Annotated in this window: 12 protein-coding genes and 3 pseudogenes; 12 read left to right on the top strand and 3 right to left on the bottom strand. The window is 65.6% G+C overall.

Going from position 1 to position 14,637, the window contains the following annotated elements:
- The first annotated feature begins 136 nt into the window (after positions 1-136).
- A complete protein-coding gene (locus SKC42_RS25780) occupies positions 137-571 on the top strand; it encodes an MmpS family transport accessory protein (protein ID WP_330967073.1) in 435 nt (144 codons plus the stop codon).
- Complete coding sequence (locus tag SKC42_RS25785; protein ID WP_330967074.1) at positions 568-3,474, top strand: MMPL/RND family transporter; 2,907 nt, start codon at positions 568-570, stop codon at positions 3,472-3,474. Before SKC42_RS25780 ends, SKC42_RS25785 begins: the two co-directional genes overlap by 4 nt.
- 137 nt (positions 3,475-3,611) lie before the next feature.
- Here SKC42_RS25785 and SKC42_RS25790 read toward each other — a convergent pair whose 3' ends face one another.
- Positions 3,612-4,394 carry a glucose 1-dehydrogenase gene (locus SKC42_RS25790; RefSeq protein ID WP_330967075.1) on the bottom strand — a complete coding sequence of 261 codons (783 nt, stop codon included), beginning with the start codon at positions 4,392-4,394 and terminating at the stop codon, positions 3,612-3,614.
- A 321-nt stretch (positions 4,395-4,715) separates the two neighbouring features.
- Between SKC42_RS25790 and SKC42_RS25795 the strand changes: the two genes are divergently transcribed.
- The 5 genes and pseudogenes from SKC42_RS25795 to SKC42_RS25815 all read left to right on the top strand — a co-directional run.
- Positions 4,716-5,621, top strand: a complete 906-nt coding sequence (locus tag SKC42_RS25795; protein ID WP_330967076.1) for a cyclopropane mycolic acid synthase family methyltransferase — start codon at positions 4,716-4,718, stop codon at positions 5,619-5,621.
- A 235-nt stretch (positions 5,622-5,856) separates the two neighbouring features.
- Positions 5,857-6,219, top strand: coding sequence for a cupin domain-containing protein (locus SKC42_RS25800; RefSeq protein WP_330967077.1), 363 nt, complete (start codon positions 5,857-5,859; stop codon positions 6,217-6,219).
- Between the two features lie 42 nt (positions 6,220-6,261).
- Positions 6,262-7,062, top strand: a complete 801-nt coding sequence (locus tag SKC42_RS25805; protein WP_330967078.1) for an acyl-CoA thioesterase — start codon at positions 6,262-6,264, stop codon at positions 7,060-7,062.
- Between the two features lie 61 nt (positions 7,063-7,123).
- Positions 7,124-7,601, top strand: a pseudogene (locus SKC42_RS25810) (nuclear transport factor 2 family protein).
- A gap of 208 nt (positions 7,602-7,809) precedes the next feature.
- Positions 7,810-8,022: pseudogene (locus tag SKC42_RS25815) on the top strand (NAD-dependent epimerase/dehydratase family protein); the annotation flags it as partial.
- Positions 8,023-8,158: 136 nt separating this feature from the next.
- Here SKC42_RS25815 and SKC42_RS25820 read toward each other — a convergent pair.
- A pseudogene (locus SKC42_RS25820) lies at positions 8,159-8,696 on the bottom strand (NAD-dependent epimerase/dehydratase family protein); the annotation flags it as partial.
- Positions 8,681-9,652 carry an aldo/keto reductase gene (locus SKC42_RS25825; protein WP_330967079.1) on the bottom strand — a complete coding sequence of 324 codons (972 nt, stop codon included), beginning with the start codon at positions 9,650-9,652 and terminating at the stop codon, positions 8,681-8,683. The pseudogene SKC42_RS25820 and the gene SKC42_RS25825, both read right to left, overlap by 16 nt.
- A 54-nt stretch (positions 9,653-9,706) precedes the next feature.
- Here SKC42_RS25825 and SKC42_RS25830 point away from each other — a divergent pair, with 54 nt between their 5' ends.
- The 5 genes from SKC42_RS25830 (at position 9,707) to SKC42_RS25850 (ending at position 14,636) form a co-directional block, all read left to right on the top strand.
- A complete protein-coding gene (locus SKC42_RS25830; protein ID WP_330967080.1) occupies positions 9,707-11,035 on the top strand; it encodes an acyltransferase family protein in 1,329 nt (442 codons plus the stop codon).
- Positions 11,036-11,215: 180 nt separating this feature from the next.
- Entirely contained in the window at positions 11,216-11,530 is a 315-nt protein-coding gene (locus SKC42_RS25835) for a hypothetical protein (RefSeq protein WP_330967081.1), read from the top strand.
- Positions 11,531-11,720: 190 nt separating this feature from the next.
- Positions 11,721-12,401, top strand: coding sequence for a TetR/AcrR family transcriptional regulator (locus SKC42_RS25840; protein WP_330967082.1), 681 nt, complete (start codon positions 11,721-11,723; stop codon positions 12,399-12,401).
- 560 nt (positions 12,402-12,961) lie between these two features.
- On the top strand, positions 12,962-13,756 hold the full coding sequence (locus tag SKC42_RS25845) for an MlaE family ABC transporter permease (protein WP_330967083.1): 795 nt from the start codon (positions 12,962-12,964) through the stop codon (positions 13,754-13,756).
- A 1-nt stretch (position 13,757) separates the two neighbouring features.
- Positions 13,758-14,636, top strand: coding sequence for an ABC transporter permease (locus tag SKC42_RS25850; protein ID WP_330967084.1), 879 nt, complete (start codon positions 13,758-13,760; stop codon positions 14,634-14,636).
- Position 14,637 lies beyond the last annotated feature (1 nt).

Here is a 14,637-nt window from a genome sequence, read left to right on the forward strand (position 1 = left end):
GCTTCAGTAGCGATCCTCACCCACCCCAGGCGATTGCGGCGCTCCGTGACGCGGTGAGCGCGCGTAAGACAACCGCAGAACCAGGCCCGAAGGCGACGACGGTGCCGCTGAATCACGAGGGGAGGGATCCAGGCACGTGCGGATCTCCAAGCTTGTGCGCGATGCGTGGCTGCCGCTGTTGATCATCGCGGTCGTGGTGGTCGGCGGCGTCACCGTGGCGCGGGTCAAGTCTTTCTTCATAGCCAATGACACCGGCGTCCTAACGAGCCCGCGGCAGGAGGACTCCAAGCCATTCAAGCCCAAGGTCGTCAAATACGAGGTGTTCGGCTCGGCCAGCCACGCCAACGTGAACTACCTGGATCTGTCCGCCGACCCCAAGCGGATCGACGATGCTCCGTTGCCTTGGACGCTGGTCCTCAGCACGACCGCGCCGTCGGTGTTCCCCAACCTCTCGGCGCAAAGCGACGGTGACCGCCTCGGCTGTCGCATCACGATCGACGACGAAGTCAAGGACGAGAAGATAACCGACGGCGTGCACGCCCTGACCTTTTGTTTGGTGAAATCCGCATGAGCACACACGTCGACGACGCCCGCACCGACACCCTGCCTGTCGCCGGACACGCGCGGCGCGCGGCCATCCCCCGATTCATCCGGACGTTCGCCGTGCCCATCGTCCTGGCCTGGATCGCGATCATCGCCGTGCTGAACACGATCGTCCCGCAGCTGGACGAGGTCGGGAAGATGCGCTCGGTCTCGATGAGCCCGGACGACGCGCAGTCGGTCATGGCGACGAAGCACATAGGCGAGGTGTTCGGCGAGTACAAGTCGAACAGCTCGGTCATGATCGTTCTCGAGGGCCAGAATCCGTTGGGCGCCGACGCCCACGCCTACTACGACCAGATGGTCAAGAAGCTGGACGCCGACACCAAACACGTCGAGCACGTTCAGGACATGTGGAGCGATCCGCTAAGTGGCGCGGGCGTCCAAAGCAACGACGGCAAGGCCGCCTACGTCCAGGTTTACCTCGCCGGCAACCAGGGTGAAGCCCTGGCCAACGAGTCGGTCGAGGCGGTGCAAGACATCGTCAAGAGCATGCCCCCGCCCAACGGGGTCAAGGCCTACGTCACCGGACCGGCCGCGGTGCAAGCGGATCAGCACATTGCCGGTGACCGCAGCCTGCAGGTGATCACCACCGTCACGTTCATCGTGATCATCGCGATGCTGCTGATGGTCTACCGCTCGATCGTCACCGTACTGCTCACGTTGGTGATGGTCGTGCTAGAGCTTTCCGCGGCCCGCGGGATGGTGGCCTTCCTGGGCTACTACAACATCATCGGGCTCTCGACCTTCGCCACGAACCTGTTGGTCACGCTGGCGATCGCGGCCGCGACCGACTATGCGATCTTCCTGATCGGGCGATATCAGGAAGCCCGGTCAGTCGGCGAATCGCGAGAAGACGCCTACTACACGATGTATCACGGCACCGCTCACGTGGTGCTCGGTTCCGGACTGACCATCGCGGGCGCGACGTTCTGCCTGCACTTCACCAACCTTCCCTACTTCCAGACGCTGGGCATCCCGTTGGCGATCGGCATGGTGGTCGTGGTCGCGGCGGCCTTGACGCTGGGTCCCGCGGTCATCTCGGTGGCGTCGCGTTTTCGTAAGACGCTCGAACCGAAGCGGGCGCAACGCATTCGGGGTTGGCGCAAGATCGGCGCCGTCGTCGTCCGATGGCCCGGCCCCGTGCTGATCATGACGATCGCGATCGCACTCGTCGGTCTGCTGACCCTGCCCGGATACAGAACCAACTACAACGATCGCAAATACCTGCCCGCCGACCTACCGGCGAACGCCGGCTACGCGGCGGCCGACCGGCACTTCTCGAACGCGCGAATGAACCCCGAGCTCCTGATGATCGAGAGCGACCACGATTTGCGGAACTCCGCGGACTTCCTGGTCATCGACAAGATCGCCAAGGCGATCTTCCGGGTGCCCGGAATCTCCCGCGTTCAGGCGATCACCCGGCCGCAGGGCACGCCGATCGAGCACACCTCGATCCCCTTCCAGATCAGCATGCAGGGCGTCAGCCAGCAGATGAACCAGAAGTACCAAGCAGATCTGATGGCCGACATGCTGCACCAGGCCGACATGATGCAGACGACCATCGACAGCATGGTCAAGATGCAGAGCATCACCGCGCAGATGGCCGACACTACGCACATCATGGTCAAGAAGATGCATGACATGACCATGGACATCGAGGAATTACGCCAGCACATGGCGGACTTCGAGGACTTCTTCCGGCCCATCCGCAGCTACTTCTACTGGGAACGACACTGCTACGACATCCCCGTGTGCTTTTCGCTCCGATCCATATTCGACGCCCTCGACGGCGTCGACACCATGACCGATGACATCCAGAGCCTGCTGCCCGTCATGGATCGCCTCGACGCTCTGATGCCGCAGATGGTGGCGCTGATGCCGTCGATGATCGAGAACATGAAGGCCATGAAAACCACGATGCTGACCATGTATTCGACCCAGAAGGGCCTGCAGGATCAGCAGAACGAGGCCCAGAAGAACTCCAACGCCATGGGCAAGGCGTTCGACGCCTCCAAGAACGACGACTCGTTCTACCTGCCACCGGAGACCTTCAACAACGCCGAGTTCAAGAAGGGCATGAAGAACTTCCTGCCCCCCGACGGCCACGCGGTGCGCTTCATCATCAGCCACGACGGCGACCCGATGACGCCGGAAGGCGTCTCGCACATCGAAGCAATCAAGAAGGCCGCCTACGAAGCGCTCAAGGGCACCCCCCTGGAAGGCTCCAAGATCTACCTCGGCGGCACCGCGGCAACCTTTAAGGACATGCAGGATGGCAGCGACTACGACCTGCTGATCGCCGGGATCGCCTCGCTTTGCCTGATTTTCATCATCATGTTGATCATCACGCGCAGCGTGGTCGCCTCAGCGGTGATCGTGGGCACCGTCTTGCTATCGCTCGGGGCGTCCTTCGGCCTCTCGGTGCTGATCTGGCAACACCTGATCGGCATCGAACTGCACTGGATGGTGCTGGCGATGTCGGTCATCATCCTGCTCGCCGTCGGCGCCGACTACAACCTGCTCTTGGTGTCCCGGTTCAAGGAAGAGATCCACGCCGGCCTGAATACCGGCATCATCCGAGCCATGGGCGGGACCGGATCCGTTGTCACGTCGGCGGGGCTGGTGTTCGCCTTCACGATGATGACGATGGCGGTGAGTGAGCTGACGGTCATCGGGCAGGTCGGCACGACGATCGGTCTGGGCCTGCTTTTCGACACGCTTGTCGTGCGGTCGTTGATGACGCCCGCCATCGCCGCGCTGCTGGGCAAGTGGTTCTGGTGGCCGCAACGCGTCCGCCAGCGGCCCGTTGCGTCGCCCTGGCCCGCGCCGCTCGAGAAGGCCGGCGAGCCCGTCGCGGCGGGGGCCCGCTGACGTCGGTTCGGGTAGCACTGCGCCCGAGCCTGCGCTGGTCGCGCCGGAACTGCGCTCAGCGCGCCCTGAACGACGAATCCCCAGCAATGGCCGCAGTTTCGACGCAGCGGCCGCAGTCTCGAAGAGGGTGAACTCGTCTAGGTGACCCATTCCGGCTGCTGACCGACGTCGACCGCGGAGAAGTCCTTGTGCCCCAGCCCGGCGGTCGTGCCGCCATCGACGACGAATTCGGAACCGGTCGAATAGCTGGACTCGTCGCTGGCCAGGTAGACGACCAGGCTGGACACCTCCCGGGGCTCGGCGGCGCGACCCAACGCCGTCTGGAAGATGTCGTCGGGCACCCACTCGGTCATCGGCGTCTTGATCAGCCCGGGATGAATCGAGTTCACGCGAATTCCACTGGGCCCCAGCTCCAATGCCACCGACTTCGTCAGCCCGCGCACCGCGAATTTGCTTGCGGTGTAGCCGTGGCAGGCGATCGTCCCGGCCATCCCCTCGATGGAGGAGATGTTGATGATCGATCCGCGCCCCGCCTCCTTCATGGGTTTGACCACGGCGCGGATGCCGAGAAACACGCCGGTCAGGTTGATGTCCAGGATCCGCTGCCACTCCGAGAGGGCATAGTCCTCGATGATGCCGATGTTGATGATCCCGGCGTTGTTGACCAACACGTTGATCCCACCGAACTCACCGAGGGCGGTGGCCACCGCGGCGTCCCAGTCCTGAGGTTTCGTCACGTCGAGGTGCAGATACCGGGCGGCGTCACCGACTTCGGCGGCGACGGCCTCGCCCTCGTCGTCGAGGATGTCGCCGAAGACCACCTTGGCGCCCTCGGCCACCAGCGTCCGCACATGCGAGGCGCCCATCCCCCGGGCGCCGCCGCTGATCAACGCGACCTTTCCCGCCAACCGTCCTGCCACTGCCCTTCTCCTCTTCTGTAGGTCGAAGGTCTGTAGGTCAAAGCAAGGTCTTTGCACCATACAGACGCAGACAGATGTATGACCAGGATCAGTCGTTGCATGGCCTTGACCCCGGCGCGTGATCCGTCGACCGTGCTTCAACGCTCGCGCTCGATACGCGCCTTCTCCGGAGCCACCACGACAGATGACGAGCACCTGCTGTTACACGGGTCACCCCTGCGCCAAACGAAATGCCGCCTGCGGCACAGCCTCGTAGACTTCTTCTCGCACGGAATCATGACGTGCGGATCGAGCACAGGCAGTGCATCTCCCCGGGGGAATATGACGAATACAGCTGGGCTATCGAGTGGCCCGACGAAGACACGGACGCGCCCGGAAGACATCTGGGCGCATTATGACATTTCCGACGACTTCTTCGCGCTCTTCCAGGATCCCAGCCGCACTTACAGCTGCGCGTACTTCGAGCCCCCGGACCTCACCCTCGAAGAGGCTCAGCTCGCCAAGATCGACCTTCACCTGGACAAGCTGGACCTCAGGGCCGGGATGACGCTGCTGGACATCGGCTGCGGGTGGGGCACCACCATGAAGCGGGCCGTCGAAAGATTCGATGTCAACGTCATAGGGCTGACACTGTCCCACAACCAGCATGCCCGCTGCGAGCAGGTCCTTGGCGCCATCGACAGCACCCGGTCGCGCGAGGTTCGGTTGCAGCACTGGGAAGACTTCTTCGAGCCCGTCGACCGGATCGTGTCGATCGAGGCCTTCGAGCACTTTGGACACGAGAACTACGCCGACTTCTTCAAGCGGTGCTTCGACATCATGCCCGACGACGGCCGGATGACCATCCAGAGCAACGTCAGCTACCACCCCTACGATCTGGCCGCCCGCGGCAAGAAGCTGACCTTCGAAACGATGCGCTTCATCAAGTTCATGATCACCGAGATCTTCCCTGGCGCGCGGCTTCCGACCACCGCCATGATGGTCGAGCATGCCGAGAAGGCGGGTTTTCAAGTACCAGAACCCCTTTCGCTGCGTCGGCACTACATCAGGACGCTGCACCTCTGGGGTGACACGCTGGAGTCCAATAGGGACAGGGCCATCGAATTCACCTCGGAACACGTCTACGACCGGTACCTGAAGTACCTGCGCGGCTGCGAACACTACTTCTCCGAAGAGATGCTGGACTGCCTCGTGGTGAGCCACCTCAAGCCCGGCGCGGTCGGTTAATCCGCGGGGCCGGCCGGATGCCGGCCGCACAGTCGCCGACTTCGCATTTTCGCCGCCGCGGCGAGCCGCACCTAAGTCGATGGTTTCTGTTGAACCGTTCGATCTGCGGACCCGTTAGTGAAGCTGGCGCATCGTGCGACGCACCGGAAAGGCTGGGCACCCGATGGATTCTGGGTCGGCGAATAGCGAAGTCCTGCATCGGATCGCAGGGGGCACTGCCAGAGAGGCGTTCGAGGTGTTCGGCCCTACCGTCGAGTTCGTAACGTGGTCCGATGACGACCACGGTCAGTTCTGCGTGATGCGCGGCACGCTCCCTCCGGGCGTCACCGTGCCGCTGCATCGCCACCCTGATGCCGAAGATTTCCTGATCCTCTCCGGCTCCCAGCAGGTGCTCATCCCGACGGACCACGGACTCGCGTGGCACGACACCCGTGCGGGCGACTACGTCCGGATACCCGGTGGGGTCCTGCATGCGCATCGGAACGTCTCCGACGAGCCGGCGGTGGATTTGGTCGTGACCACGCGCACCGTGCCTCGCTTTCCTGGTGTTGTCGCTCGCCGGACCGTATCTCACGGGACGCTTCTCGCCCGCCCCTAGCCAGACGCAGGGGCCAGCGCCGGTAGTCTGCGGTCGACGCCCATGACGCATCCCTTTGACGACGCCATCCGCCTCGAGAACGTCGGCCCCGACACCAGGCGCGGCCACACCCACCCCGAATGGGCCAATATGGTCGGGCCGTTCGGCGGAATCACCGCCGCCGTGATCCTGCGCGCCGTCGCGTCACACCCCGAACGCATCGGCGAGCCGCTGGCGCTGACCGTGAATTACGCCGCCCCCATCGCCGACGGTGACTTCGACATCGCCTTGCGGGCGGCCCGCACCAACCGCAGCAATCAGCACTGGATCGTCGAACTCAGCCAGGACGGCGAGATCAAGACGACGGCGACCGCGCTGTTCGCCCTACGTCGTGACGGTTGGGCCGACACCGAGAGCAGCCCGCCGGGGGCGCCCGACCCGAATCATCTCCCGTCCGCCGACCCCGGCCTGGTTCGATGGACGAGCCTCTACGATATGCGTTTCGTCGACGGCGCCATGCCCGGCAAAGACGCGCAACCAAGCAACTCGTCCACCACCACCTTGTGGGTCCGCGACGCCGCGCAGCGCCGGTTGGACTACGCGGCGCTCGCCGCGCAGTGCGACATCTTCTACCCGCGGGTATTCCTGCGGCGCGGCGGCTTCGTTCCCTCGGGAACGATCTCCCTGACCACGTATTTCCTCGCCGATCAGCACCAACTCGACGCCGTGGGAAACGACTTCGTCCTGTGCACCGCCCGCGCCAACCGGTTCACCCGGGGCTACTTCGACCAAAGCGCCCAGGTATGGACGCGGGACGCCGTGCTGCTTGCCACCACCCATCAGGTTGTCTACTTCAAAGGCTGACGGTTTACGCTTCGCCAGTGAAACGTCACGCCGATACGGCCTGGGAACGGATCGGGCCGCGATGACGGAGCGCGCGGACGGCGCTTCGGCCGACGCCCATGCGGCGGCACTGCTGGCCATCGAATCGATCAAGCAACTCAAGGCCCGCTACTGCCGGCTCCTCGTCGCGAAGCACTGGACGGCATGGTGATCGAAGGGGCCGACGATTTCGTAGCTTTCACGCGCAAGGCGCTCGGACGGCGGGGCGCCAGGCCACCGCACATCCGGTGCACGCCCCCGAGATCGCGTTCACGTCGGCGGCCACCGCGACCGGCGTCTGGCCGCTGCAGGACGTGGTCCGGTTCGGCCCGGGAGTGAGCCTGGTGGGGTACGGGCACTACCACGAGACCTACGCGAACGTCGGCGGGCAGTGGCTCGTCGGGAGTTCCAAGTTGACTCGCCTGCGCGAGGACCTTGTCACTCCCCTGTTCTCCGTCTACCTGTCCGACCGGCTCCGCGGGATAATCGCCAAGATCGGCGGCCGGGTGATCAAGTCATGACCGGCGCAACTGTTCTCGTCACGGGCGCATTCGGTCAGGTCGGCAGGCGGTGCAGCCAGATCCTGCTGAGCCGCGGCAAGACCGTCATCGCCACGGACCTGCGGACCAACGAAACCGTGGCCACCGCAGCCAAACTGGCGGCCGCCGACCATCCCGGCACCTTCGTCGCCGAATACGTCGACCTGACGGACGCCGGCGCGGCGCGCCGGAGCACGACTGGGAACAGACGATGGCGTGGATCGCCGAATCCCAGGGCCGCCGCCAGCGTCTCGTCCTGCGGACGCTGGGCCCGCTGTTGCGGCCGGCGATGCGCGTGGGGCTCAGGCTGCAGCGCCGCGCCGAGAGACGCGGTCCGTACGCGGACCCGTGGACGCTCATCGAGAAGAACTACGGTCGCGCCGCGCTGGCCACGTCGGACTAGTGTCGTGAGTCGTTAATAGTGCACCAGCATCTTCGGCCGTGCATCCCGCTGTGAACGCGTGGAACGTGGGGGAAAAGTACACATTTTCAACACTTTTCCTCCACAGGGCCCACGCTCGGAAACAGGAGCGAAGGCAGAAGGGCAATCGCCCCCTGGCGACGAGGGCCAGCAGCGAGCCGTGCGGCGTGGGCGCCCAGTCGCCGGGCCCGTAGGTGGTGGATAAGCACATCGCCACGCCGGGCAACCCCTTGTCGCGCGCGTAGGAAGCCGCAGGTTCTCCCCGGCCAACCGCGCTTCGATATACGGGCCGCCCTGGTCCCGATTGTGCGGATCCTTATCGGTGACGGGCACGTGGTCGCTGATGCCCAAAGTCCCTGCGGTGCTTGTGTATACGAACTTCGTCAGGTCGGCCCGCACCGCCATGCGGGCATCGACGACGCAGTAGTAGACCACATCGCAGCCCGCCATCGCCGCGCGCGGCGCTTCGTCGTCGAACACGTCGCTGTAACAGCGCTCGACGGACAGATCGTCGATGCCCTAGATGGAACTGCTCTGCGCCGCAACATGACTCGCACATCTGCGCCGCGTTGGACCAGCTGACGCGTGACGTGCGACCCGAGAAACCCGCTGGCGTCGACCACCAGCTTCTTGGAACCCCCTACCGGTCGATCCACGCCATCTGCGCCTCCGCATGGTGGCCCCCGGCGGGCGGCGTGAGCCGGTCGAGCCGGGCCAGCTGGTCCGCGGTGAGCTCGAGGCTGTCGGCCGCGACGTTCTCCTCGAGCCGTTCGACGCGCTTGGTTCCCGGAATCGGCACGATATCTGGACCTTGCGCCAACAACCACGCCAGCGCCACCTGTGCGGGTGTCGCACCCACCTCGGCGCTGAGGTCGCGCACCTCGTCCGCGCACCTGAGATTGTGCTGGAAGTTCTCGTCGGAGAACCGCGGGTTGGACTTGCGGAAGTCGGTGTCCGGCAGGCCGTCGGTGGTCCGAATAGTTCCGGTCAGGAAGCCACGACCCAACGGCGAATAGGCGACGAAACCGATGCCGAGCTCGCGCAATACGGCCAGCACGCCGTCCTCCGGATCCCGGGTCCACAGCGAGTACTCCGATTGCACGGCGGTGATCGGATGCGCGGCCTGGGCCCGCCGGATCGTGTTCACACCCACTTCCGAAAGTCCGATGTGCCGGATCTTCCCCGCCCCGACCAGTCCGGCCAGGGCGCCGACGGTGTCCTCGATCGGCGTCCCGCGGTCGAGCCGGTGCTGGTAGTAGAGGTCGATGCGATCGGTGCCTAGCCGTTGCAGGGAACCGTCCACGGCGGCGCGAACACTGGCCGGGCTGCTGTCGAGGCCGTCGCGGCCGGTGTGCGAGATCATGCCGAACTTGGTGGCCAGCACCACCTCGTCCCGGCGGCCGCGCAGCGCCCGGCCGACGAGTTCCTCGTTGACGTAGGGGCCGTACACCTCGGCGGTATCGATGAGCGTGACACCGAGGTCGATGGCGCGGTGGATGGTGCGGATCGATTCGGCGTCGTCGCTGCCGGCGCCAGCGTAGGCCACGGACATGCCCATGGCGCCCAGGCCGAGGCGGCCGACCTGCAGGTCGGCGAGGTGAGCGGGTTTCATGGGGCCATTCTGCGCCGAGCGACTTCGCGGCACCGGGCGGGTACCGTTGCGCGGGTGGACGAGCTAGACACCGCGCGTCCGGCCCGCAACCTGGCGGTGGACTTCTACCGCGTGTCGGGAGTGGTCCTCATCGTGCTGGGCCACTGGCTGGCCGGTTCCGTGACTTACCACAACCGGCGGTTCGGTCGGGAGAACCCGCTCCTCGACATGCCCTGGACGCAGTGGCTCACCTGGATCTTCCAGGCCGTCCCCGTGTTCTTCTTCGTGGCCGGTTTTGCCGGCGCGGTGTCGTGGGCCCATCGGCGCGGCGCCGGCGGCTTCTCACGCCAGGCCTGGATTCGGCACCGGCTCGCTCGCGTGCTCGGGCCGACCACCGTTTACGTTGCGCTGCTCTCGATCGTCGTGGTGGTGCTGCAGGCCCGGGGCGTCGCCGGCGACGTGCTGGAGTACGCGGGGTGGGCGGTCGCCATGCACCTGTGGTTCCTGGCGGTCTACGTGCTGGTGGTGTCGCTGACGCCGATTGCCGTTGCGGCACAATCCCGTTGGGGTCTCAAGGCTCCGCTGGTTCTCGCCCTGGGCGTGGTTCTGGTCGACGCCGCGGCACTGGCCGGGCACGTGCCCTACGTCGGGTGGCTCAACTACCTGCTGTGCTGGGGGTTGCTCTACCAGCTCGGGATCGCTTGGCAGGGTGGGCTGTTGACCGGCCGTAGGCCGATACTGCTTGCCGCCGGATCGGCGGTTGCGCTTGCCCTGCTCATCCGGATCGGCCCCTATCCCGTCAGCATGATCGGCGTTCCAGGCGAGGCGATCGAGAACACCACGCCGCCGACCGTGGCGATGCTGGCCTACGCCTGCACTCAAGCCGGCCTGGCGGTGGCCATCGCCCCGGCGCTGAACCGCGCGTTGCGGCCTCGGCCCGTCCGAAACGTGCTGTCCACGGGCAACGCGAACGTGATGGCCCTTTATCTGTGGCACATGGTCCCCGTCGTGATCGTCGCGATCACCGCGTATCCGGCGGGTTTGATACCTCAGCCCCCCGAGGGAACGGCGGCCTGGTGGCTGGTCCGGCTGGAGTGGATCACCGTTCTCGGCCTGGTGACGGCGATCGAGATGGTCGTGCTCTGGTGGCTGCGACGGGTGTTTGCTGCGCCGTTGCCCCTGCTCGACCTGCCGTTCCGCGCACGCTGGGCCGAGGCGGTCATGCTGATCGGCGCCCTCCTGACGGCCGCCGGCCTGCATTGGCTGGCGCAAGCGGGCTTCGCGCCGGACGGCCGCTTCTCGTGGCCGACCGCCGTCATTTTCGCCGCCGGGGTGACGCTGGTGGCCTTGCGCCCCAAGGAGCCGAGCTGGCAGTCGATCGGGTCCACAACTGGCGAGAGTTGACTCCGCCGCACCGAAGGTTGTCGCGGCCTGGTCGCCGTCCGACTTACGCCCTGTTGGACAGGGGTCGTAATGCCCTGGCCCACGCGCGTCTTCGGGGGGACAATTTCTGCAGGTCCGCAGCCCACAAGGGACCGGACCAGACGGATACCACCTCGCCGACGTCGTCAAGGGAGTACACCGATGTTGAACAGCGTTAAGGTCCAGCCCGACGGGACACCTGCGCAGCGCGCGCAGGATGCCGATCTGCTGAAGGACTCAGGCGTGCACAAGCTCGTGGTCGCGGACCGCGACGGTAACTGCCTGGCGTTCGTATTGGCATGGGACAGCTTCGACTACGACGCTGAGACCGACACCTATGTGTGCATTGCCGACAGCGATGGCCGAGAACTCATGACGGTGTACACCGCGGGTGAGATCAAGTCGGCGCCCGGAACCAATATGTTTGTCGTCACCGCGCCGGACCGCGTCCGGGGCGGACGCTGCCGCCCCTGCTGACCTGAAAAGCTTCGACCGTAGCTTTCGTTCGGAGACGCATTGGGCAGGCCGCCGAGCGCCGAGCCCGCGCTCGCCGGCAACGCAACGAGTTCCCAACGAATCGGCGACATAACCGGTGGGGACTAACGCAGCGCGCCGGCCGTGTGATAGACCGTTCGTACGGTTAGTTCCCTACCCGAAGGTTTTCCAGATGCCCAGGTCGCCCGGTAGGCGTGGCGAGATCCTCGACGCGTTCGTCCGCTACGTCGCCGAACGCGGTTACGAGAGAACGAATATTGGCGACATCGCGGACGAGCTCGGGATGTCCAAGGGCACCATCGTGCATCACTTCGGAACCAAGGCGCAGATGCTGAAGGAGCTCGAGGAGACGCACCTGGCGCACCAACTCGAGGTATTGCGGTTGGTGTGGGATCGATTGAGCGCCCCGCATGAACGCATCGCCGCGATCATCTACACCTCCGCGCTCCTGCAGGTGACCTCTCGCGACGCGACCGTGGCAAGCCAACGCGAGGTCGTCCAGTTGTTCGACGACCCCGCCATGCAACAGGTCCGCGAGCTGCGCGACAAATTGCAGTCGCTTGCCGTTGACGAGATCCGCAGCGGCATCGACATCGGCGTATTCCGTGGCGTGGACGTGCAATTGGCGGCGCTCCAGTTGTGGGGCTCGCTGCAGTGGATGTGGGTGTGGTTCAGTCCCGCCGACCTGTGGACACCCGAACAGGTCGGCGCCGCGTTCGTTGACGTCTTCCTGGGCGGGTTACTGCTTGACCGCCTCGGGCTCGCGAAGTGGGCGAACCCGGAGACTCCCCTGATCTCCGTGGTTCGCGAGTCCATGGCCGCGGTCGCCGGGGCCGCACAACAGAACGCATAACGGCTAACGCCTTCTGCCGGCGATCGATTCGCCTCCTCCCGCGCATCAGGTGAGCCTGACAGTGACGCTGACGCGAGACCGTACGGGAAGTCAACCGACCCGGCGAGAAGTGGTCGCGTCCCGGCGTGCAAGGCGCACTTCGGCCCGACCGGCGCGGCCGGGACCACGGAAAATGGCCAAAGCGTGACCATTTGATTGACTGACCGTACGGTCTAATGCGATAGTTGCTGCGTGTTGCAAACGGAGGCGGCGCGGCGCTCGGCGACGCGGGCCCGGTCCGTCGGCGGGGAGGAATGCGTGGATCAGAATCCTTTCCGCGGCGATCAGCCACCCCCGGCGGTACAACCCCATCCGGTCACGGACCGACGCAGTCGGACGTGTCGTTCGTTGACGATATCCGCTGATTACGTTGTCTCGCAGAGAGATTCGATGGGCTGTTACTCCCCCGACGTGACCGCAGACCGCATCGAATTCCATGCCGCCCGTGCCGCACTCGAATCCCTCGAGCCGAATGCCCTAACCCGGCGCCTGGGCGGCCGGCCGGATCGGGGGTCGCGTCGATGACGACCTCACCGATATTGGCCGGCAAACTCGGCGAGCGAATTCGGCCCGGCGCGGAGGTGGCCGGTGGCTTCTTCCGCATGTGCGTGCTGACAGGCAAAGCTTTGCTGCTGCCGTTCGAATGGCGCGAGTTCATCGTGAACGGCTGGTTCTTGATGCGGGTCTCGCTGCTGCCGACGATAGCGGTGTCCATCCCGGAAACCGTGCTGCTCATCTTCACGCTCAACCTGCTCCTAGCCGAAATCGGCGCCGCCGACGTCTCCGGGGCCGGCGCCGCGATCGGCGCGGTGACCCAGCTCGGCCCAATCGTGACGGTGCTCGTGGTCGCCGGCGCCGGGGGCACCGCCATCTGCGCCGACCTCGGCGCCCGCACCATCCGCGAGGAAATCGACGCGCTCGAGGTGCTCGGCATCGACCCGATCCACCGGCTGGTGGTGCCGCGCGTCGTCGCCTCGACGATCGTTGCCGTGCTGCTCAACGGCCTGGTGGTCGCCGTCGGTTTGGGCGGCGGCTACCTGTTCAGCGTCTACCTGCAGAACGTCTCGAGCGGTGCCTACCTCTCCACGTTGACGGCGTTGACCGGGCTACCCGAGGTGGTGATCGCCTTCGTCAAGGCCGCAACGTTCGGGCTCATCGCCGGCCTGGTGGGCTGTTATCGCGGCCTGATCGTCCGCGGCGGGAGCAAAGGCCTGGGCACCGCGGTCAACGAAACGGTCGTGCTCTGCTTCATCGCGCTGTTCGCAGTCAACGCGGCGCTCACCACCATCGGCGTCCGGTTCGGAACGGGGCGCTGACATGACCGGGACCTCCACCGCCGCAGCACTTCGGGTGCGCTTTCCCGGGACCGCCGCCACCCTGCACCGGTACGGGGAAGCCCCGGCACGGGTCATGGTCGAAATCGGGCAAATCGTGTGGTTTGCGCTGAGTGCGGTGGGACAGATCCCTTTCGCCGTGCGCCGCTACCCGAAAGAGCTGCTGCGGATGGTCGCCCAGATGGGCATGGGTACCGGCGCAATGGCAGTCGTCGGTGGCACCGCCGCCATCGTCGGCTTCATCACCCTGTCCGCGGGCTCACTGGTCGCCATCCAGGGCTACGCGACGCTGGGCAACATCGGGGTCGAGGCATTCACCGGGTTTCTGGCCGCACTCGTCAACGTTCGGTTTGTGGCGCCGGTGGCCGCCGGCCAGGCACTGGCCGCCACGGTCGGCGCCGGCGCCACCGCCGAACTGGGGGCCATGCGCATCAGCGAGGAGATCGACGCGCTCGAGGTGATGAGCATCCGTTCGGTCGCCTTCCTGGCGTCCACCCGCGTGGTCGCGGGGCTCGTCGTCATCATCCCGCTCTACGGCCTGGCGGTCACCCTGGCCTTCGTGTCGCAGCAGGTCACCACGGTGTTCTTCTACGGTCAGTCCGCGGGCACGTACAACCACTACTTCCACACCTTCCTGCGCCTCAACGACGTGGGCTGGTCTTTCGTGGAGGTGATCCTCGTTGCGGTGGTCGTCATGACCACCCACTGCTACTACGGCTACACCGCGACCGGGGGCCCAGTCGGCGTCGGTGAAGCGGTCGGACGATCCATGCGGCTGTCGCTGATCACCATCGTCCTGGTGGTCGTGCTGACCGCGATGGCCGTCTACGGCAAGAGCCCGAACTTCAATCTCACCGTGTAGC

The organism is Mycobacterium sp. 050134, assembly GCF_036409085.1.
Taxonomy (GTDB): Bacteria; Actinomycetota; Actinomycetes; order Mycobacteriales; family Mycobacteriaceae; genus Mycobacterium.

Bases quoted from the DNA above. Each gene is read 5' to 3' on its own strand.
- SKC42_RS25840 (WP_330967082.1), top strand. From the start codon at position 11,721: ATGCCCAGGTCGCCCGGTAGGCGTGGCGAGATCCTCGACGCGTTCGTC.
- SKC42_RS25845 (WP_330967083.1), top strand. From the start codon at position 12,962: ATGACGACCTCACCGATATTGGCCGGCAAACTCGGCGAGCGAATTCGG.
- SKC42_RS25795 (WP_330967076.1), top strand. From the start codon at position 4,716: ATGACGAATACAGCTGGGCTATCGAGTGGCCCGACGAAGACACGGACG.
- SKC42_RS25785 (WP_330967074.1), top strand. From the start codon at position 568: ATGAGCACACACGTCGACGACGCCCGCACCGACACCCTGCCTGTCGCC.
- SKC42_RS25825 (WP_330967079.1), bottom strand. From the start codon at position 9,652: ATGAAACCCGCTCACCTCGCCGACCTGCAGGTCGGCCGCCTCGGCCTG.
- SKC42_RS25850 (WP_330967084.1), top strand. From the start codon at position 13,758: ATGACCGGGACCTCCACCGCCGCAGCACTTCGGGTGCGCTTTCCCGGG.
- SKC42_RS25805 (WP_330967078.1), top strand. From the start codon at position 6,262: ATGACGCATCCCTTTGACGACGCCATCCGCCTCGAGAACGTCGGCCCC.
- SKC42_RS25835 (WP_330967081.1), top strand. From the start codon at position 11,216: ATGTTGAACAGCGTTAAGGTCCAGCCCGACGGGACACCTGCGCAGCGC.